This is a genomic window from Corynebacterium sp. 401_CJEI, assembly GCF_001076435.1.
Classification (GTDB): domain Bacteria; phylum Actinomycetota; class Actinomycetes; order Mycobacteriales; family Mycobacteriaceae; genus Corynebacterium; species Corynebacterium jeikeium_D.
The window spans coordinates 146,690-167,026 of the sequence record NZ_JVIP01000001.1 but is presented as its reverse complement, the minus strand read 5'-3'; the positions used below and the strand labels follow the sequence as shown (position 1 = coordinate 167,026).

Sequence of the window (20,337 nt, the reverse complement as noted above, 5' to 3'; positions counted from 1 at the left end):
CACTGCCCTACCAGCTACTCATTTCATCTAAACGAAAGAGTTTAGGCCGGAAGGCGCATACCAGTCGACTTCGAGAACAGGTGCAGCATGCCCGGACGAATCTTGCCGTAAACTACCGAGCCCAACTTCGGCGCGGTGCGCGGGGCGGTACGAATAACCACCTGACCGTGTTCCTCTTCGTCCGGGTTAGAGGAAGATCCGGAGCTCAGTGCTCCGCCACCGACGAGGTCTCCATACATGAATGCATCGGAGCCCAATTCCTCGACCAAGTTAACCTGCACCGGAATGACGTCATCGCCCGGCCCCTCGACCAGGTCGAATGCCTCCGGACGGAAGCCCACGATAATCTGGTTCTGATCCTCCGGCACGATTGCAGCAAGTGTGGCTTCCGGCAGCTTAATCTTGGCCTCACCCAACGTGGCGTAACCATTAGAGACGTTGAACGTGCCCAGGTTCATCGCAGGCGAGCCAATGAAGCCCGCGACGAATTCGTTTGCCGGGGTTTCGTAGAGTTCCCGCGGGGTACCGACCTGCTGCAGAACACCGAAGTTAATGACCGCGATGCGGTCGCCCATGGTCAGCGCCTCAGTCTGGTCGTGGGTGACATACATGGTGGTCACACCCATCCGACGCTGCATGGCCGCAATCTGAGTACGGGTTTGAACACGCAGCTTCGCGTCCAGGTTCGACAACGGCTCGTCCATCAGGAACACCTGCGGCTTGCGCACAATCGCACGCCCCATTGCCACACGCTGACGCTGACCACCGGATAGAGCCTTAGGCTTACGATCCAGGAACTGAGTTAGATCCAGGGTCTTCGCAGCTTCTTCGACACGACGGTCAATCTCGTCCTTGTCCACACCAGCAATCTTGAGCGCGAAGCCCATGTTCTCGCGCACCGTCATATGCGGGTACAGGGCGTAGTTCTGGAAGACCATCGCAATATCGCGATCCTTGGGCGAGACATTGGTCACATCACGATCTCCAATGAAAATCTTGCCCTCATTGACCTCTTCCAGACCGGCAAGCATGCGCAGTGTTGTGGACTTACCACAACCGGAGGGGCCCACCAGAACCAGGAACTCGCCATCGGCAATTTCCAAGTTGAACTTGTCCACAGAAGGCTTCGTCGCACCAGGGTAAATGCGAGTGGCATCAGCAAAAGTCACAGTAGCCATGTGAATACAAACCTTTCATCGGCAGGTACGTGCCGAACGATCCGAGTGAAAGTAACCGCAGGAACAGCTCCTACGTATCTGCCTCACAAGCTTACTCTTAATCGAGTAGTCCCGTAACGAGCTCCGCAATCTTCGAGCGCTCCGAGCGCTTCAGCGTGATGTGTGCAAAAAGCTCGTTGCCCTTGAGTTTTTCAATCACCGCCTGCACGCCGTCATGGCGGCCGACGCGCAGGTTGTCACGCTGCGCCACATCGTGCGTAAGGATGACTCGGGAATTGCTACCAAGACGCGACAGCACCGTCAGCAGTACGTTGCGCTCCAGCGACTGTGCCTCATCGACAATCACGAAGCTGTCATGCAGGCTACGACCGCGAATGTGTGTCAGTGGCAGTACCTCCAGCATGTCGCGCGAGGCAATCTCATCCATCACGTTGTCTGAAACCAATCCCTCCAGGGTGTCGTAAACAGCCTGCGCCCACGGGTTCATCTTTTCGTCCTCACTACCTGGCAGGTAGCCAAGGTTCTGACCACCTACCGCGTAGAGCGGACGGAACACCACAATCCGGCGATGCAGTCCGCGCTCCAGCACCGACTCCAGTCCCGCGCACAGCGCAAGCGCCGACTTACCCGTACCGGCTCGGCCGCCGAGGGACACAATCCCCACCGAGTCATCCAACAGCAGGTCAAGCGCCACACGCTGCTCCGCCGACCGCCCCTTCAGGCCAAACGCCTCCGTATCGCCCCGCACAAGCTTGACGACGCCCGGGGCGCTCACCCGTGCCAGCGCAGACTGGCTACCAGCGCTGAGCTGCACGCCGCAGTGCAGCGGCTGATCCTGGATCTGCTCGAGCTCAAGGAACCCATTGGCGAAGAGACGATCAATTTCCTCCGGGTCGACGTCCACTTCCACCATTCCCGAGTACCCAGTCAGAACGACGTCCTGGGCGCGGTAATCGTCGGCAGGCAAGCCGACCGCACCAGCCTTGACGCGAAGCGGAATGTCTTTGGTGACCAGCACGACATCATGGCCATCGTGCTGAAGATTGAGGGCGCAAGCGAGAATGCGGTGATCGTTTTCGGCGGTGCGGAAGCCTGCGGGAAGGATGGAGGGATCGGAGTGGTTGAGCTCAATATGCATAAACCCGCCAAGATCATTGGCGGGCACAGGCCGGTCCAGGTGGCCGTAGCGGTAACGCAGCTCTTCGAGGAAACGGAGCGCTTCTCGGGCGAACCACCCCAGCTCTGGGTGGTGGCGCTTGGCCTCCAACTCACTCACCACGACCAGCGGAAGCACAACTTGGTGCTCATCGAACTTCTTGGTGGCGTGGGGATCGGACAGCAGGACCGAGGTATCAAGCACGTAGGTACGCATGCCCTCAGGCTAAAAGTCAGAGGTAGAAATTACGTGGTTGTGAGATGAATGCTTGGTTATCAGATGAACCACAGTTGGTTACAGGCTCTAATCCTCAAGTTGAACCCTAAGGAACTGGCCGAGCACCGAGCACCACTGCCCGGCCACTCCACTGCCCTTTTAATGGCAACTAGTCGTTATGGCGAATCTGTCGACCCAGCAACTTGTGGCGAAGCGGATCAACCGCCAAGGTCACAGCGCCAACTGATACAACTCCCACGAGGTACGCCAGCGCAACAACAAGTGAGCGTTGACCAAACGTGATTTCGTTCGCAATCGGGCCGAACATGGTGGCTCCCAACAGCGCACCCATAACAAAGCCGAAGATGCTGGTCGCAAGCATGGGAAAGAATGTCTGCTTGAAAGTGACCGTGCGGTGGAAGCTGATTGGCGTCCCGATGAAGTCCAGCGCCTTTGTCAGCGATGCCTCTTCATAGACGGCTGAGGCCTGAGTCAAAAGCGTTGACACCAGCAACAGAATGAAACCGATTACGAAAGTGATAGTCACACCGGTTGCAATATCGTGCGCGAATGTGACATCTGCAACCTCTTCAATCTTGTCTTCGCCAGGCACCATCATTGTGTAGCCAAGCAGCAGAGACAGGAAGGCCATGGAACTTACTCGACGCCACGATTCCTTAGCGTTAGTCGCGACTCGTCGCGTCGCCACAAAATCACTTGAAGTACCGAAGAAGCTGGAGATGCGGGCAACAAGCTGGATAAAGAAAGGCGCCACCAGGCCAATTGCCCAGACCATCAGGTACATCATCGCTGCGACACCAAGCGTGGCAGTGACGGTTCCACCCGCGATATTGGAGTTGGCAATCACGTATAGGACGATCGCACCGATAACAACGGCCACAATCATGCGCCAAGCCTTCATCGACTTGGGCACTTCCTTGCGGCTAACGCCGAGTGGTGAAATCATCACCCTTCGCAAACCGACCACAGCGGCAAAGAGTGCGAGGAGCACCACGGCAACCCAGACCAGCGGGTAGCACCACCAGGGCAGCAACATGTCCCAGGTATCCAGGTAGTCATTGTCGAACTTGATTATCGCCCAGAATGGCGCAGTGGCCACCGACAACAACGTGCCCACGACAAGCCCTACAGCTGCCAATACGAGGGTTTCGATAATCACCATGCGCGTAACTGCCCCGTTAGACAGACCAATCAAGCGCAGAGTTGCCAATCGCTGCTCACGTCCTGCAGCGCCAAGCACCGCCGACTGTGCCACGAGCGAAACCATTGCCGGAATCACAAAAACACAGGCCACGAGTGCCAGCTGCAGGTACATCTCGCCCTGACCTTGATTCATGTAATCCTCGGGTGTTGGGTTCGGCGGCAGCTTTGGCTCAGCCTGCCAACGGCGGTAAAACATCGCCGTGCCACCGACGACGACCAACGCCAACCAGGTACTCACGGTCATGGCCACCACGGACAATGCGGACAGCCAGCCGTTTCCCGAATGGGATTCACGCCCGGCGCGCTGCAGCCGCGTGCTCAAGTCCGCTAGTGCGCCGGTAGGAATTCTCTGGGGTTTTGTTGCTTCAGTTACGGTGCTCACTTTGTAACCTCCGCTCCTGCCAGCATGCGGTCGTCGTGAATCAGGCCATCGCGGATCTCCACACGTCGACGACACCAGTCGGCCACCTTCACATCGTGCGTGACCATCACCAATGTCGTGCCAGTCTGCTCCACCAACGCGGTGAGCTGCTGCATGACCTCATGGCCTGTGGACTGGTCCAGCGCGCCAGTCGGCTCATCGGCGAAGATGACACCTGGCTCGCCGGCCATCGCGCGGGCAATTGCCACACGTTGTGCTTGACCGCCGGACATCTGTCCTGGGCGACGGCGCGTGAGGTCCTTGAGCCCCAGGCGGTTGAGGACATCGTCGGCAAGCGCGAGTGACTTCGAGCGCTTCTTGCCCTGCAGAATCATTGGCAGAGCAACGTTTTCCCTGGCAGTCAGCTCGGGAAGGAGCTGGCCATCTTGGAAAACGAAGCCGAAGTCGTGCAGGCGGAGGGCGGAGCGGTCGGCGTCAGAAAGCGAATTGATCTTTGTGTCACCGAAGATGACGTCGCCGTCGTCCGGCAGCAACACGCCGGACATGCAGTGCAGCAGCGTGGACTTACCAGAACCTGACGGTCCCATGACTGCAACGGTTTCGCCGGGCTCAATGGTCAGCGAAATGCCGGTGAGAACGGGAGCGGAATTGTAGGACTTAGTGATGTCACGAATACAAAGTCGTGCGTTTCTTGGGCTGTTGTTGTCTGTCATGGCACTCATTTCACTCGCACGGAGGCGATTTCAACACCGTGCCCACTTTCCTTTTGCGGTAGTGCTAGGTCTACTATGCCGGAAATTAATTCCTCCGCAGACAGAGCTTTCGTACCATAGGAAACTATGGAGCTGAAGGATTATTTCCGCAAATATATCGGCGCGAACCGCCGCGAAAAAGCGCATAAACGCAGCTACGAGGAATCCGCCGCCGCTCGCATCGCCGAACTTACCGCTTCACGACGAACAATTGCCGAAGCCTTCGAGATTGAACGTCGCCGCATTGAAAATGACCTCCACGACGGAGCTCAGCAATACATTGTTGCGGCTTCAATGAAATTGGGACTTGCAGAATTGGAAGCATCCAATACTGACAATGAGGAACTAATGCAGCTTCTCGCGGAAACTCGCGGCCATTTGGATGATGGATTACGTGCTTTGCGGCGAACAGTCCACGGAATTCACCCGCAGGTGTTGCGCGATCGCGGTCTGCAAGCGGCTGTTGAAGAGATTGCTGAAGGATACGGCCCTCACGTTGTTGTGCACACTCCCTATCCCCTGCCTGAATTGGAAGAAAGTGTGCTCGCCGCGGCGTATTTTTTCTGTGCAGAAGTGCTGACTAATGCGGCGAAATATGCACCGAACGCTCCTGTTTCTGTGCTGCTCACCTCGGATCAAACACTGAATATTTCAATTACGGACCAAGGCCCTGGCGGCGCAAAATTGGGGCGCGGTTTGCGGGGTATGAAAGAGCGTCTAGCCACTTTCGACGGTGCGATGACCATGCACTCTCCCGAAGGTGGGCCAACGCAGGTAATAGCCAGAATTCCTTTGATGTTGAACCGCTGGGAATCAGGTATTGGAGAAATGGAAAACGTGGAAATGAAAGGTGCGGAGAAGAAATGAAAATTGTCATTGCGGATGACTCGGCACTCCTGCGGGAGGGGGTCGCGGGGCTCGTCGAAAAGCGTGGACATGAAGTGATTGCGATGGTCGACACTGCCCACGGCCTGGTGGCGGACATCGATGACCGTTTTGATGACACGGGCGAGCTGCCAGATTTAGTGATAACCGATGTGCGCATGCCTCCAAAGATGAGCGATGACGGCCTGCGGGCGGCGGTCGAGTTGCGCGAGCGTTATCCGCAGCTGAATGTGATGGTGCTGTCGCAGTATGTGGCGCCGGCGTATGCGCGCGAGTTGTTCTCGTCGAGCGGTGCTGGAGGTAGTGCTGGGGTTGGTACTGGGGTTGGCTCGAGTGGCAGCAGCTCGAGTGGCGGGACCGGGTATCTGCTCAAAGACCGCGTTGGCCAGGTGTTGGACTTCTTGGGCTCGCTCGAAGTCGTCGCCGGTGGTGGCGTGGTGATTGACCCTGATGTGGCGACGGCATTGATGCAGTCCGGCAAATCGGGGCTAGCCAGTTTAACGGCGCGCGAACGCGAAGTGCTCGAGCTGATGGCACGCGGCAAGTCCAATAAGCAGATTGCCGATGACCTCGTGCTTTCCGGGGCGGCGGTGGCGAAACACGTGTCCAACATCTTTATGAAGCTGCATCTGGAGCCCGGCGAGGAAAACCGCCGTGTGCGGGCAATTTTGGAATTTCTCACGGCGACGTCGGGGCAGATTTAGGGTCGGCAGCAATCGCATCTCTCGCAAAAGCGATGAAAAAATAAGTGTTGATTATGACACGAGTCACAATTTAAAGTTGGCTCATACGTTTGTTGTTTCCCTATAGAAAGGACGTGTCTACATGACTGTTTACGCCAACCCCGGCACCCCCGATGCAATCTTCACGTACAAGGAGCAGTACGAAAATTTCATCGATGGTAAGTGGACACCTCCAGTAGACGGGCAATACATGGACAACTCCACCCCGGTTACGGGCGAGGTTTTCTGCCGGGTTCCGCGGTCTAACGAGAAAGACATTGAGCTCGCTCTCGACGCCGCGCACAAGGCGAAGGACTCCTGGGCCTCGGTTCCTGCGGCCGAGCGGGCGCTGATCCTCCACCGCATCGCGGACCGTCTGGAGGAAAACCTTGAGAAGATTGCCGTCGCCGAGACCTGGGAGAACGGCAAGGCCATTCGCGAGACCCTCGCCGCTGACATCCCGCTCGCAATCGACCACTTCCGCTACTTCGCCGGGGCCACCCGCACGCAGGAGGGGCGCATCTCACAGATTGACGACAACACGGTCGCCTACCACTTCCACGAGCCACTCGGCGTCGTCGGCCAGATTATCCCGTGGAACTTCCCCCTCCTGATGGCCGCATGGAAGATCGCCCCGGCCCTCGCCGCCGGCAACTGCATCGTGCTCAAGCCAGCAGAGCAGACCCCCGCGTCGATTCTCATGCTCACCGAGATTATCGCCGATTTGCTTCCGGACGGCGTTCTCAACATCGTCAATGGCCTCGGCACCGAGGCCGGTGCTGCGCTGACCGCAAGCGACCGGATCTCCAAAATTGCGTTCACCGGATCGACTGCCGTGGGCCAGCTAATCAACAAGGCAGTGTCCGACAAGATTATTCCGATCACGCTGGAGCTCGGCGGCAAGTCCCCGTCCATCTTCTTCCCCGACGTCATGGACGCCGACGATGCGTTCCGCGAGAAGTGCATTGAGGGCCTGGCCATGTTCGCGTTGAACCAGGGCGAGGTCTGCACCTGCCCGTCGCGAGCCCTGGTCCACGAAGACATCGCTGATGAGTTCCTGAAGCTCGCGGTCGAGCGCGTTAAGCAGATTAAGACCGGCAACCCGCTGGATACGTCGGTACAGATGGGCGCCCAGGCCTCCCAGGAGCAGCTGGACAAAATCTCCGGCTACTTGGAGTCCGGGCCGAAGGAGGGCGCGGAGGTTCTCACCGGCGGCAACGTCGCCAAGCTCGAAGGGCTGGAGGGAGGCTACTACGTCGAGCCGACAATCTTTAGGGGCAACAACTCGATGCGTTTCTTCCGCGAGGAGATTTTCGGCCCGGTCCTGGCCGTGACAACCTTCAAGACTCTGGATGAGGCTCTCGAGATTGCCAACGACACTATCTACGGTCTTGGCGCCGGCGTGTGGAGCCGCAACCAGAATAACGCCTACCGCGCTGCCCGCGGCATCCAGGCTGGCCGTGTGTGGGTGAATAACTACCACAGCTACCCTGCTCACGCAGCCTTCGGCGGTTACAAGCAGTCCGGTATCGGCCGCGAGAATCACTTGATGATGCTCGAGCACTACCAGGAGACCAAGTGCATGCTCGTCTCTTACGACGAGAACCCGACTGGCCTGTTCTAAGAATCCGCCCACTTGGGGCTAGGCGGTTTGTCGATTCCGATTCACGTCCGATGAAGGTGTCGACAACTGCCTCTGCCCCCCGAAAAAACGCCCTCCGCACCCGGCAGGTTGCAATGGTCGGCCTTAACCGGACGCACCAGGCGCTGGCGACTCCAAATTTAGAGGCCTAGCTCACGGCCGCCAGCTAGGTCTCTCTTTCTTTCTTCGCTTTCCGGCGCCACCTACGCATCCGATTAATCGCGGCACTGGCGGCCCATCCGCCAAGAAATAGTAGCGGGATGTAGAAGAACACGACATAGGCGACGGCTAGGCCGTCCTGGCCATCGGGCGGCGTGGTGAGAAATAGGAATGCCAGATCGCCAAGCGCGGCAATTCCTGCGCCGGTAGCTGCTGCGACAATGCTCCGCGCGCTGGCCATCCCCCGAGCCAACGACCCATCACCGGCGAAAACGGCTATTGCTCCGACCAGCATTACTGAGACCAGCATGGACACAATCCACGACGCAATTCCTTCGTCGTAGGCGAGGTTGGGCTCCGGCAAGATGAGCCCACCTAAAACGCTCCACGCGACCGCGGCGAAAAAGGACGCCAGCAAGGGGCAGGTTATATTGTCGAGCCTCATGCGTCCCAGGTTACGTGAGATGACCTCCAGAAAGACCAAATCCCCCTCCCCAGTGGAGAATCGAGTCACGCCCGCAAGAGCAAAAATCCCCCGACCATAGAGTGGGTTAAGTAGCAAAACTGACAACCCCGAAAAATTATGGGCTGCAAATGTGAAACTGTGTGAGTTTATGACACTTTCAGGGCATTTTTCGTGCCATTTTTGACATAAACGCAGTCAGTAACTCGCATCCACCCAACGCCATCAGCCATAAACGCAGTCAGTAACTCGCACTGGGGTAAGTGGCGAAAGGTGCCCACCGGCGACGCACCGCCCAGACACGCTTTTCCGACTTTCCTAGGGCTTGGATTATTTTCTGTCTGTTTTTGTCTTCTTCGTCTTCTTAAACGAAAACCAGGCCAGAGAAAAACTCTCTGACCTGGCTTAATTGCTCCTCCAGCTGGACTCGAACCAGCAACCCTTCGATTAACAGTCGAATGCTCTGCCATTGAGCTATGGAGGAATATCCACCGCACAGAACCGGCTAAACCGAACTTCGGCCATGCCGTTCCTTGCGACGGATAGATACTTTACCCAGACCCCTTGAAACTCACAAATCGCCAGGTCAAAGGTCAATTTATACCTTCTTTTCCCACACGTCATGACACCGTTGTGAGTTCTCAGAGCCACGCAATCCACACAATCCACGCAACCTCACACAGCGCCCACAAAGCTCCTACCAGTACTGAAAACGCTTTCCATCATGCACTTTTCATACCGCGTTCATATGATGGGGCTTATGTCTGAACAAACCAACGGAACCGAAAACACCGAGCAAACCGCACGCGTTGTGCGCGGCGTTATCGCCCGCGAAAAAGGCGCACCTGTAGAACTTACTGATATCCACATCCCGTCCCCGGGCCCGAACGATGTCATTGTCGACATCCAGGCCTGCGGCGTCTGCCATACAGACCTGGCTTACCGCGACGGCGATATCACCGACGAGTACCCGTTCTTCCTCGGCCACGAGGCCGCAGGCGTGGTCTCCGAGATTGGCGAAGAGGTCACGCATGTTGCCGTCGGCGATTTCGTTGTCCTCAATTGGCGCGCCGTCTGTGGCGAGTGCCGCGCCTGCAAGCGCGGTGAGCCACAGTACTGCTTTAGCACTTTCAACGCCTCCAAGCCCATGACGCTTGCCGACGGCACCGTCCTCACCCCAGCACTGGGAATCGGCGCTTTTGCGGATGCCACCCTCGTCCACGAGGGCCAGTGCACCAAGGTCGATTCGGCAGCCGATCCGGCCGTTGCGGGCCTGCTGGGCTGCGGTGTCATGGCCGGCATCGGTGCGGCTATTAACACCGGCGAGGTCAAGCGCGGTGAATCGGTAGCCGTCATCGGCTGCGGTGGCGTTGGTACGGCCGCTATCGCCGGTGCCAAGCTGGCCGGCGCTAGCAAGATTATTGCCATCGACATCTCGGACGAGAAGTTGGATACCGCCCGCGAATTCGGCGCGACCGAGACCATTAACTCTGCGGAGCTGGCTAAGAGCGATAAGGGCACCGGGGAAGAGGATCCCGTCGTTAAGCGAGTGCGTGAGCTGACCGACGGTTTCGGTGCTGACGTCGTGATTGATGCGGTCGGCCGTCCGGAAACTTACAAGCAGGCGTTCTACGCCCGTGACCTGGCTGGACGTGTTGTGCTGGTCGGTGTTCCGGCGCCGACGATGGAGCTGGACATCCCGCTGGCGGATGTGTTTAGCCGCGGTGGTGCGCTGAAGTCGTCCTGGTACGGCGACTGCCTGCCGGAGCGGGACTTCCCGATGCTGGTAGATCTGTCGTTGCAAAACCGCCTGCCGTTGGAGGGCTTCGTAACGGAGCGCATTGGCATTGAGGATGTTGATGAGGCTTTCGAAACTATGAAGGCCGGTAAGGTACTGCGATCGGTGGTGACGCTGTGAACAAGGATTTGAGGGTCGACCACGTTCTCACGTCGGGCACGTTCTCGCTCGACGGTGGCACGTGGGACGTAGACAACAACGTATGGGTGCTCGGCGATGACCGTGAGGTCATTGTCATCGATGCGGCGCATGAGGCGCAGCCGATTATTGATGCGGTGGATGGCCGCAAGGTAAAGGCCATCGTGTGCACCCACGCACACAACGACCACATCACTGTGGCACCTGAGCTGCAGGAAAAGCTCGACGCTCCCCTGCTGGTCCACCCGGGCGACCAGATGCTGTGGGAGCAGTCCTGGCCGAACCTGGCGCACGAGGACCTCGCACACGGTCAGCGCCTGGAGATTGCGGGCATGGAGGTTGTCATTATTAACACTCCGGGCCACTCCCCTGGCTCGTGCTGTCTGTACGTGCCGGAGGCCGCGGAGCTGTTCTCGGGTGACACGCTGTTTTCCGGCGGTCCTGGAGCGACCGGTCGATCCTACTCGGATTTCGACACGATTATTAACTCCATCCGCGACAACCTGCTGACTCTGCCTGCGGAAACGACTGTCCGCACGGGTCATGGCGATCACACGACGATTGGCCGCGAGGCTCCGCACTTGGAAGAGTGGATTCGCCGCGGCTACTAGCCGCCCTACTAGTCGCTAGCTACTCAAACACGACCTTGACCGCCTCTGCTTGCAGTTCGCGGCGGTACTGCTCCATCGCGAGCAGGTCCGCGAACAGCGAGTTGTAGGCGGTTTCGTCATCTGAGGGCCGCATTCGCGAGAGCATCGCCTTCAGCTGTGCAATTTGGTCACCGACCCACACCTCCTGCAACCGCGCCAGAATCGCCTGCGCATACGGGCGCAGCGTCTCTGCATCGACGGCGATTTGCTCCACGCCCAGCTCAGTCACGAGATGCTTGACGACGTCCTCCCGCGCCTGATCCATAATTGCGGTCGCCCAGCTATGTGGCTGTGTGGCCGCCTCCCCACAGGCGCCCCCGGCAGCCATGATGGCGTCGAATACCGCTCGGTATGTCGGATGCCCAAAGGTCTCAGGTGCGAGCGCATCGAATACCGGGCCGGTGGTAGCGGGCTCTTGAATTGCCAGCTTGAGGGCCTCACGCTGCGCATAAAGCACAGGGTCCCGCGGGTTTGGATACGGCAGTGCCGGGTTGCGCCGGCGCCGCGCTTCCTCCGCCTCTTCACGGGCCCGGGCCTCTTCTTGGCGACGCTGGTAGGGAGTGCGCTTTTCATTCTGTGGCCGACTGGCCTCCTCGCGGACGCGCTGCACAAGCTCGGCTTCATCATTCCAGCCAATCCAGCCGGCAACTTCGCGGGCATACTCATCGCGCAGCGCCGCGTCCTTGAGCTGGGCCAGGACAGGCACCACTCGGCGCAGCCCGGAGACCCTGCCATTAGCGGTGGTCAGGTCATAGTCGGCCAGAAGTGTGCGGAGGACAAATTCGATCAATGGCCGTCGTGAAGCAACGAGATCGCGCACTGCGGCCTCGCCCTTCTTCTGGCGCAGATCGCACGGATCCATGCCGTCCGGCGCGACCGCGACGTAGGACTGGCCGGTGAAGTTCTGCTCCCCCTCGAAGGCGCGCATGGCGGCCTTCTGTCCTGCCTCGTCGCCGTCGAAGGTGTAGATGAGTTCGCCGCGGAAGAAGTTGTCGTCGAGCATGAGACGGCGCAGCAGCTGGAGGTGTTCCTCGCCGAAAGCGGTACCGCAGGACGCGACGGCCGTGGTCACGCCTGAGGCGTGCATGGCCATGACGTCAGTGTAGCCCTCTACGATTACAGCCTGATGACCAGTGGCAATGTCCTTCTTTGCCAGATCCAAGCCGAAAAGGACCTTGGACTTCTTGTACAGCATGGTCTCGGGCGTGTTCATGTACTTGCCCAGATTGTCATCGTCGAAAAGCTTGCGGGCACCAAAACCGATGACATCGCCGGACATATTGCGGATCGGCCACATGAGACGACGGTGAAAACGATCGATCGGCCCCATGCGCCCCATCTTGGAAAGACCCGCCTTATCCAGCTCCTCGAAGCTAAAGCCCAGGCGCTGCAGGTGCTTGGTTAGAGTGTCCCAGCCGGCTGGCGAGTAACCACAGCCGAACTGGGCCGCGTGCTCGGCGGTGAAGCCGCGGTTTTCCAGAAACTCGCGCGCGGGCGCTGCCGCTGGCGTGGAGAACTGTTCGCGGTAGAACTTCTGTGCCTCGCGGTTTGCGGCGATGAGACGCTGTCGGGTTCCCGGTTCCTCGCGACGGCCCGTGCCGCCGCCCTCATAGTTAATGTGGAAGCCAATTTTCTCCGCACAGGCTTCGACAGCCTCCGGGAAAGACAGGTGTTCCATCTCCATGAGGAAGCTGAATACATCACCGCCCTTGCCGGTGGAAAAGCAGTGGTAGTAGCCATGATTGGGGCGTACGTGGAACGACGGCGTGCGCTCGTCTTTAAAAGGCGATAGCCCTTTCAGAGAATCCGCGCCAGCCGGTTTGAGGTTCACGTATTCTGCAACGATCTCCTCAATCGGAGTCCGTTCGCGGATTGCCGCGATATCGGAGTCCGGAATTCTTCCCCTAGCCATGAAAATAACCTTACCCAACCCGTCCAATCGACTCCGCCGTAGAGGTTTCGCTTGCCGACGAGCCGCCCGCGCTCAACCCAAAAACGTGCCGGCGGCGACAGATATGGAAAGATACTAGCCATGGCTGAGTGGAAGAAGATTGCGAGCGGCGTAGGCGCTGCCGCCCTGGTGCTGGCTGGTAGTTATTTCGGGCTCGATGGCGGAGACCAGAACTCTACGGCATCCGAGAACTCACAGGGGTCGCAGGATTCCACTGCCTCCAGCGCGAAACCAGGCCCTAAACCTGGCCCCAACTCGGGCAGCAACAAGGCTGGCACAAAGGGTGCCACCTGCGCAGTAGATACCCTGCCGCAGGAGGCCGACGATGTTATCGACCGCATCCTGACCGACCAGGACCACATCTATTCGCAGCACGACGGCAAGCACTTCGGCAACTACGAGGGACGCCTGCCGAAGGAGCGCGGTGACTACTACCGCGAATACACCGTGACCACCCCGGGCAATTCCAGCCGCGGTGCACGCCGCATCGTTGTCGGCGGCGGTTCCGAAAACGATCCGGATGTCTGGTACTACACCGACGACCACTACGAGAGCTTCTGCGAAATTCCAGACGCGGAGGACTAGACAGCTATCCCCACGCCGCAGCCACACCAGCAATCTGGCGATCAAGCCGCTCTACACGCGATTCCGTCATCGACGCTAGCTGATCAACGATAACCCGCAGCCGCGCTTGGTCACTCTCCGCCCGGGAATAGAGCCACTGGAACATCGGATCAAGCGTCCCTGGAGCACCTTCCTGCAGATACTCGGCCACCCGGAAAAGACGATCGCGTTCACGCTCCTGACGGCGAATATGACGCGGAAGATCCATCACATACAGCACGGCGATGGTCTTCAGCATGGTGACCTCCGCCAGAATCGAGCTGGGCACGGCGAGGTCCGCGTCGTAACGCCCGAGCGGAAGCGTCGACCCGGAGGCAGCACGCGTACCCGCGACGGAAGCCGTGACGAAACGGCCGACCAGCTCCGAGGTCATCCGTTTCAGCGCGACCAGCGAGCGCAGCGAACCATCATAGGACGCCGCAGCTGATACCACCGGCAAACTGGCAAGACGCCCGGCAGCTTCGACAAGCTCCGCCGGATCGCCACCAAATGCGGCAGCGCCCTTGTCAGCGAGCGCGGCCAATTCTACCGTGTCCCACAGAACACCCAGGTCAACGCGACCAGAGACGATGCCGTCCTCGACATCGTGGACAGAATAGGCGACATCGTCAGACCAGTCCATAATCTGCGCCTCAAGACACTGCTTGCCGTGCGGAACGCCCTGCCGAATCCACTGCAGAATCGCGGCATCTTCCTGGTAGGCCCCGTACTTGTGGCGGAGCTGACCATCGGGACCGATTGGTGTCCAAGGATACTTACAGGCCGCATCGAGCGCCGCCCGCGTGAGGTTGAGTCCACAGGGCTCACCTGTGCCATCGAGTACCTTCGGCTCGAGGCGAGTAAGAATACGCAGCGTCTGCGCGTTGCCCTCAAACCCGCCACAACCAGCGGCAATCTCGTTGAGGGCGCGCTCACCGTTGTGGCCATACGGCGGGTGCCCGATGTCATGCGTCAGGCCGGCCAGCTCTGCGAGATCCTCATCTGCACCGAGTTCGCTGGCGATTCCGCGGGAAATCTGTGCGACCTCCAGCGAGTGAGTCAGGCGTGTGCGCGGAGTATCGCCCTCCCCTGGCCCCACAACCTGAGTTTTGTCAGCCAGCCTGCGTAGCGCTGCGGAGTGCAGGACGCGGGCGCGATCTCGTGCAAACGCCGCCCGGTGGGTTTCCAAGGTCTGCACTCCGGGCAGCAATGACTGCTTCGGAGACTCCTCGACGATACGAGCGAGTTCAAAAGATGAATACGAAAAATTACCGGCCACGTAATTATTGTTACGTATCCTTGTAGATATGTCTGACAGGAATCGCGTGTTTCGACCCCTTTACCTTGCCGCATCGGGTGTTTTCCTCGGCCTGAGCATGCCGCTCATCACAACTGCACTGCCGACACAGTCACCGGTTCATGCACCTGCATCGCTGCTGGCACTCGCACCGTCAGCATCCCTAGCGCACGCCGAGGCACCGGCGGATGTGTCAGGTGACGTGGACGATCTCGCAGGTGTGCTGAGCGGCGGCGAAAAGGCTCGCTTAAAGGAGCAGATTCAGCAGCTCAAGACCGACAAGCGGCTCCTGTTCTCGGTGTTTTACATCAAGAGCTTCGGCGGCATTCAGGGCGAGCAATGGGCGCAGCAGGCCTGGGAGCACCTCGGCGCTGCTGACAACCGCGGTGTCCTGGTCGTCGCCGTGGAAGACCGCAACCTAGGCGCGTTCGTCGGCGACTCCTTCCCCCGCAACGCCGAGGCCGTCAACAGCGCAGCTCAAGGGCAGTTGTTAGAGGACGACAACTGGGCGGCTGCGGGCGAAGCTGCCATCGCCGAGGCAGGCGGTGGCAGCGGCTCCGCCGGTGGGTGGGCACTCGGCGCCGGCCTCGGTGGTGCCGCCGTTGTCGGTGGCACCACCTGGGCCGTGGGCCGTCGCAATAAGAAAAAGCGCGACGAGGAAGAGATTGCTCGTGGCCGCAACATCGACCCCAGGGATGTCTCTTCGCTGGACTCGCTGAGCACCAGCTCGCTCGATGTTCTTGCGCGCGATGAGATTGTCAGTACCGATGAGTCCATCCGCAAAGCCAGCACCGAACTCGACCTCGCTCGCGCTGAGTTCGGCACCGAACGCATCCGCAGCTTCGACAACGCACTGAAGCACTCTCAGTCCACGCTCGAGCGCGCGTTTGCACTTCGCCAACAGCTTGACGACGGCTCCGTAGCCGATGAAATCGAGCGCCGCAGTGTCCTGCTGGAGATTATCTCCACCTGTGGTGTAGCGGATGACCAGCTCGACGGCGAGGCCGCAAACTTCCAGAAACTCCGCCAGGAGTTGATGAATGCTGAAGCGACCATTTCGAAGCTCACTCAGCGAAGTGTCGAGCTGCGCTCACGTATGCCGCGTGCCGGCGAAATTCTCGATGGTCTGCGCGCACGTTACGAAGAGCAGATGCTCAGCTCTGTGACCGACAATATCGACATGGCCACGGAGCACCTGAATCAGGCTGACCAGTCAATGTCTGAGGCCCGCCGCATCGCGGACCTACCTGCCGGTGAGCAAGGTGGTCTGATTGATGCGCTGTCGGCCACCGACTTTGCGCTCACACAGGCAGAGAGTCTTCTGGAGGCCATTGAACACGCCGATAGCGATATTCACGCTGCAGTCGCTGGACTGGCTTCCCTTATCGCCGAGGTCCGCGGTGAAATCGATGAGGCCTCGCACCTGATGTCGGCACCGCAAGGCGCCAACATCAACCGCGAGCGTCTCAATGCGGCCATCGAAGCAGGCCGTGAAGCACTCGGTGTGGCAGCCAATAAGTCCGAAGTGGATCCACTGAGTTCCTGGACCGCACTGACCGATGCCGATGAGCTACTCGACGAAGCCCTCGACTCCGCTCGAGACAAGGCCGCGTCGTTCGCCCGCGCTACCGCTACTTTGCAGCACAGCATGCAGGATGCCGACAATCACATTCGCGCCGCGGCTGACTTAATTGCTACCCGCCGCCGTGTGGTTGGCGCTGAGGCTCGCACTCGCCTCGCGGAGGCGCAGCGTGCTTACGGCTCTGCTCAGGGCTTGGCCAACGACGATCCGCGAAAGGCGTTGGCCTACGCACGTCGTGCGCGCAAGCTCGCGGCTGAGGCCGCTGACTTGGCCCGCCGTGACATCCGCCGCTACCAGGATCAGCGCCGCGGTGGCGGCAGCAACGGATCGATGGTCGCCGGCATGGTGCTGGGAAGCATGCTCAGCAACAACAGCGGCTTTGGTGGCAGCATCGGTGGCTTCGGCGGTTTCGGCGGAGGTTCGAGCCGACCAGGCGGCTCCGGCAGCACAATGGGCTTCTAGATTCCCGCCTAAATTCGCATCTGGCGTGGTCCATCCACAGACCACGTCGCCAGAGCGGCGGCAATCAGCCAGTCTTCGAAACTCCCCCGGAAGTCTCCTTTCTGGGCATAGACACCAAATACCCCTCGGCCTAGACTGTCCTCTCTGACGATTCGGGCGAGCTCATAGCCTGGCCGCTCGATGTCGAAGACCGTGCGAATTCCCCGTCCTTCTCTGTTTAGGACGAAAGAATCCCCCTCATCCGGATTCGTCATCACTAGCGCGTTCGTGCTAAAAAAGCGGGCTTTCACCTGCCAACCACGCCCTTGTGGCGAGGTGATCCAAAAAGCACTAAAGACCCCGTCCTGACAGCTCCAACCGTCGGACAGGGTCTTCTTGTTCTCGTCGTAAACGACGCCGTCTGCAATAGTTGCTACACGATCCACACCCAAATCATATAGGCAATCAGCAAGAGCAAGCAGACAGTGAGAATCCAGGTTGAGGAAACCATGCGGGACTCCAGCACTCGACGAGCACTGTAGACCAGGAAGATTTTCTCCTCTTCCGGCAGCGCACGGCCTTCGTCGGTGTCGAACTGCACCTCTGCGTGGCGCACGCCACGGGACGCACCGGTAAACTGGCCCCACTTCTCGCCGGTCTTCGCATTCTCGATGACGTAGTTCGTCGATCCCTCGCACACCAGCTTGCCTTCAGGACGCTCCGGCCCAAAGGTCACTGAAAGCTGCTTGGCTCGCGAAATCTTGTCACGGTCAGCAGCAACGGTCGAGAACACGCGGCCGTCGGGAAGCGTGGCGGAAACACGGTGATTAGCAGAGGCGTCAATGACCCACTCCCCTTCCGGGGTGTTGAGGCGATCGCCCTGCTCATCACGGATGTACGTGCCGACTTCGGTGCTTTCCTTCAGAATCGGCCAGGTTTGCTCGGATTTTTCCCGAGAACCGTCGCCGAGACTATAGGATTCCCAAAAAACTTCTTCGGCCATTAGCAGCCCACCAGGCGAGCTGCGAGGTAGCCTTCCAGCTCGTCAATCTTGACGCGCTCCTGCTCCATGGTGTCGCGGTCACGGACGGTCACAGCGTTGTCCTCGAGAGTATCGAAGTCAACGGTGACACAGAACGGAGTACCGATCTCATCCTGGCGACGGTAACGACGGCCGATAGCACCGGAGGTGTCGTAATCGACGGCCCAGTACTGGCGCAGCTTGTCGGCGACAGCCTCAGCAGTCGGAGTCAGGGTGTCCTTCTTCGACAGCGGCAAAACAGCAACCTTAACCGGCGACAGACGCGGGTCCAGCTTCAGCACAGTACGGGTGTCGGTGCCGCCCTTTGCGTTCGGCACCTCTTCCTCGGTGTAGGCATCACACAGGAAGGCCATCAGGGCGCGGGTCAGACCGAAGGACGGCTCAATGACGTACGGAACGTACTTTTCGCCGGTGACCTGGTCGTGGTAACGCAGGTCTTCCTTGGAGTGCTCGATGTGGCAGCCGAGGTCGTAGTCCGTACGGTTGGCGACACCCATCAGCTCGCCCCACTCGTTGCCCTGGAAGTGGAAACGGTACTCGAAGTCGATTGTGCGTGCAGAGTAGTGAGCGCGCTCGTCCTTCGGAACGTCGAACTGACGCATGTTCTCCGGGTTAACGCCCAGGTCAATGAACCAGTTCCAGCAGGCGTCGACCCACTCATCGAACTTCTCTTCCGCCTCGTTCGGTGCGACGAAGTACTCGATCTCCATCTGCTCGAACTCGCGGGTACGGAAGATGAAGTTGCCCGGGGTGATCTCGTTACGGAATGCCTTACCGGTCTGGCCGATACCGAACGGTGGCTTCATACGAGCCGTGGTCATAACGTTCTTGAAGTTTACGAAGATACCCTGAGCGGTCTCCGGGCGCATGTAGTGCAGGCCCTGCTCATTGTCGACCGGGCCGAGGAAGGTCTTCATCAGACCGGAGAACATCTGCGGCTCGGTCCAGTTGCCCGGCTGACCGGTCTCCGGGTCCGGAACGTCTGCCAAACCATTGGCCGGCGGGTGACCGTGCTTGGCCTCGTAGGCCTCCAGCAGGTGGTCGGCGCGGTAACGCTTGTGGGTGTGCAGGGACTCCACCAGCGGGTCGGTAAAGGTAGCGACGTGGCCGGAAGCTTCCCAGACCTGGCGCGGCAGGATAATGGAGGAATCCAGGCCGACGACATCCTTACGACCGGTGACGAAGGTCTTCCACCACTGGCGCTTGATGTTTTCCTTCAGCTCCACACCCAGGGGACCGTAATCCCATGCCGAGCGGGTACCGCCGTAAATTTCACCACACGGGTAAACGAACCCCCTGCGCTTACACAGGTTGGCGACGGTATCGACAACTGACTTAGGTGCCACGGTCTAGACCACTCCTTATAAATGGCTTCGCATCGCACACCACACGCCTTTTCCGGGCACACAATTCAGCCCGTTCCGTGCGGCGAACGACATAATGAAAAGCAAAATGTACTAACCTCAACAGGCCAGTTAAAAGTTCCCCTATACTCTAGCGCATCTTGTCCAACCGATACCGGGTAGTGTCGGTTACATGGCTGGCGAAGATATGCACGAAGTTAGTTCTGGCGAAAACCCACGTGGTACGGGCTCCCCCGCTAGCACCGGGGCACACGCCTCCGCGCGGCCGGCCGCAACCCGCATCGGCCAGCGCAGTACTCGCCAACGCCGCGCCGTCGTGTCGATTATGAGTGAGGCTCCTAGTTTTCGCTCCGCTGCTGACATTCATAAGTCGCTGACGGAACGTGGGGACAAGGTCGGCTTGACGACGGTCTATCGGACGCTCCAGTCCCTTGCAGAAATGGACATTGTCGATGTTCTGCACAATGCCTCCGGAGAGGCTCTCTACCGGCTGTGCGGTGACCACCACCATCATCACCTGGTCTGCACCGATTGCGGCAGCACCGTTGAAGTCGCCGGCGGCCCTGTCGAGCAGTGGGCTCACAGCCTGGCGGAGGAGCACGGTTTTAATCTAACCGGGCACACTGCTGAGGTCTTCGGCCTGTGCAGGGACTGCCAGAAGAAGTAGCCCGGCCTCCCGCCCCAAAAAATAC

Annotated in this window: 18 protein-coding genes and 1 tRNA gene; 8 read left to right on the top strand and 11 right to left on the bottom strand. The window is 59.3% G+C overall.

Annotation, left to right across the window (positions count from 1 at the left end; all coding sequences use genetic code 11):
• Positions 1-41: 41 nt before the first annotated feature.
• From ADM64_RS00740 to ADM64_RS00725, 4 genes are all read right to left on the bottom strand, one after another.
• On the bottom strand, positions 42-1,178 hold the full coding sequence (locus ADM64_RS00740; RefSeq protein ID WP_049192882.1) for an ABC transporter ATP-binding protein: 1,137 nt from the start codon (positions 1,176-1,178) through the stop codon (positions 42-44).
• Between the two features lie 97 nt (positions 1,179-1,275).
• Positions 1,276-2,550 carry a PhoH family protein gene (locus ADM64_RS00735; protein WP_042388806.1) on the bottom strand — a complete coding sequence of 425 codons (1,275 nt, stop codon included), beginning with the start codon at positions 2,548-2,550 and terminating at the stop codon, positions 1,276-1,278.
• A gap of 169 nt (positions 2,551-2,719) precedes the next feature.
• Complete coding sequence (locus tag ADM64_RS00730; RefSeq protein WP_049192881.1) at positions 2,720-4,156, bottom strand: FtsX-like permease family protein; 1,437 nt, start codon at positions 4,154-4,156, stop codon at positions 2,720-2,722.
• Positions 4,153-4,869, bottom strand: coding sequence for an ABC transporter ATP-binding protein (locus ADM64_RS00725; protein ID WP_049192880.1), 717 nt, complete (start codon positions 4,867-4,869; stop codon positions 4,153-4,155). Before ADM64_RS00725 ends, ADM64_RS00730 begins: the two co-directional genes overlap by 4 nt.
• A 126-nt stretch (positions 4,870-4,995) precedes the next feature.
• Here ADM64_RS00725 and ADM64_RS00720 point away from each other — a divergent pair, with 126 nt between their 5' ends.
• From ADM64_RS00720 to ADM64_RS00710, 3 genes are all read left to right on the top strand, one after another.
• Complete coding sequence (locus ADM64_RS00720) at positions 4,996-5,775, top strand: sensor histidine kinase (protein WP_080985577.1); 780 nt, start codon at positions 4,996-4,998, stop codon at positions 5,773-5,775.
• On the top strand, positions 5,772-6,497 hold the full coding sequence (locus ADM64_RS00715; RefSeq protein ID WP_005511017.1) for a LuxR C-terminal-related transcriptional regulator: 726 nt from the start codon (positions 5,772-5,774) through the stop codon (positions 6,495-6,497). Before ADM64_RS00720 ends, ADM64_RS00715 begins: the two co-directional genes overlap by 4 nt.
• A gap of 121 nt (positions 6,498-6,618) precedes the next feature.
• Complete coding sequence (locus ADM64_RS00710; protein WP_049170136.1) at positions 6,619-8,139, top strand: aldehyde dehydrogenase family protein; 1,521 nt, start codon at positions 6,619-6,621, stop codon at positions 8,137-8,139.
• 184 nt (positions 8,140-8,323) lie between these two features.
• On the opposite strand, the gene ADM64_RS00705 is transcribed toward ADM64_RS00710, so the two are convergent.
• A complete protein-coding gene (locus ADM64_RS00705; RefSeq protein ID WP_049192879.1) occupies positions 8,324-8,761 on the bottom strand; it encodes a hypothetical protein in 438 nt (145 codons plus the stop codon).
• Between the two features lie 430 nt (positions 8,762-9,191).
• A tRNA-Asn gene (locus ADM64_RS00700) sits at positions 9,192-9,263 on the bottom strand.
• Positions 9,264-9,539: 276 nt separating this feature from the next.
• Between ADM64_RS00700 and ADM64_RS00695 the strand changes: the two genes are divergently transcribed.
• The gene (locus tag ADM64_RS00695; protein WP_049170748.1) at positions 9,540-10,697 is read left to right on the top strand and encodes an S-(hydroxymethyl)mycothiol dehydrogenase; all 1,158 of its coding nucleotides are present in this window, start codon (positions 9,540-9,542) and stop codon (positions 10,695-10,697) included.
• On the top strand, positions 10,694-11,326 hold the full coding sequence (locus ADM64_RS00690; RefSeq protein WP_049192878.1) for an MBL fold metallo-hydrolase: 633 nt from the start codon (positions 10,694-10,696) through the stop codon (positions 11,324-11,326). Before ADM64_RS00695 ends, ADM64_RS00690 begins: the two co-directional genes overlap by 4 nt.
• A 19-nt stretch (positions 11,327-11,345) precedes the next feature.
• On the opposite strand, the gene dnaG is transcribed toward ADM64_RS00690, so the two are convergent.
• Positions 11,346-13,277: a DNA primase gene (gene dnaG / locus ADM64_RS00685; protein WP_080971472.1), complete on the bottom strand. Its 1,932-nt coding sequence runs from the start codon at positions 13,275-13,277 to the stop codon at positions 11,346-11,348.
• A 120-nt stretch (positions 13,278-13,397) separates the two neighbouring features.
• Between dnaG and ADM64_RS00680 the strand changes: the two genes are divergently transcribed.
• Positions 13,398-13,901, top strand: coding sequence for a ribonuclease domain-containing protein (locus ADM64_RS00680; protein WP_049192877.1), 504 nt, complete (start codon positions 13,398-13,400; stop codon positions 13,899-13,901).
• Positions 13,902-13,905: 4 nt separating this feature from the next.
• Here ADM64_RS00680 and ADM64_RS00675 read toward each other — a convergent pair whose 3' ends face one another.
• Positions 13,906-15,198: a deoxyguanosinetriphosphate triphosphohydrolase gene (locus ADM64_RS00675; protein WP_049192876.1), complete on the bottom strand. Its 1,293-nt coding sequence runs from the start codon at positions 15,196-15,198 to the stop codon at positions 13,906-13,908.
• A 28-nt stretch (positions 15,199-15,226) separates the two neighbouring features.
• Between ADM64_RS00675 and ADM64_RS00670 the strand changes: the two genes are divergently transcribed.
• Positions 15,227-17,260 carry a TPM domain-containing protein gene (locus ADM64_RS00670; protein WP_241486302.1) on the top strand — a complete coding sequence of 678 codons (2,034 nt, stop codon included), beginning with the start codon at positions 15,227-15,229 and terminating at the stop codon, positions 17,258-17,260.
• Between the two features lie 8 nt (positions 17,261-17,268).
• On the opposite strand, the gene ADM64_RS00665 is transcribed toward ADM64_RS00670, so the two are convergent.
• The 3 genes from ADM64_RS00665 to ADM64_RS00655 are packed head-to-tail and all read right to left on the bottom strand — an operon-like array spanning position 17,269 to position 19,627.
• Positions 17,269-17,685 (bottom strand): hypothetical protein, encoded by a 417-nt coding sequence (locus ADM64_RS00665; RefSeq protein ID WP_049192874.1) that lies wholly within the window; start codon positions 17,683-17,685, stop codon positions 17,269-17,271.
• Positions 17,673-18,242 (bottom strand): hypothetical protein, encoded by a 570-nt coding sequence (locus ADM64_RS00660; protein ID WP_049170730.1) that lies wholly within the window; start codon positions 18,240-18,242, stop codon positions 17,673-17,675. Before ADM64_RS00660 ends, ADM64_RS00665 begins: the two co-directional genes overlap by 13 nt.
• Entirely contained in the window at positions 18,242-19,627 is a 1,386-nt protein-coding gene (locus ADM64_RS00655; RefSeq protein ID WP_049189626.1) for a glycine--tRNA ligase, read from the bottom strand. The genes ADM64_RS00660 and ADM64_RS00655 overlap by 1 nt, the downstream gene beginning before the upstream one ends.
• A gap of 190 nt (positions 19,628-19,817) precedes the next feature.
• On the opposite strand from ADM64_RS00655, the gene ADM64_RS00650 reads away from it, so the two are divergent.
• Positions 19,818-20,312 carry a Fur family transcriptional regulator gene (locus ADM64_RS00650; RefSeq protein WP_049192873.1) on the top strand — a complete coding sequence of 165 codons (495 nt, stop codon included), beginning with the start codon at positions 19,818-19,820 and terminating at the stop codon, positions 20,310-20,312.
• Positions 20,313-20,337 lie beyond the last annotated feature (25 nt).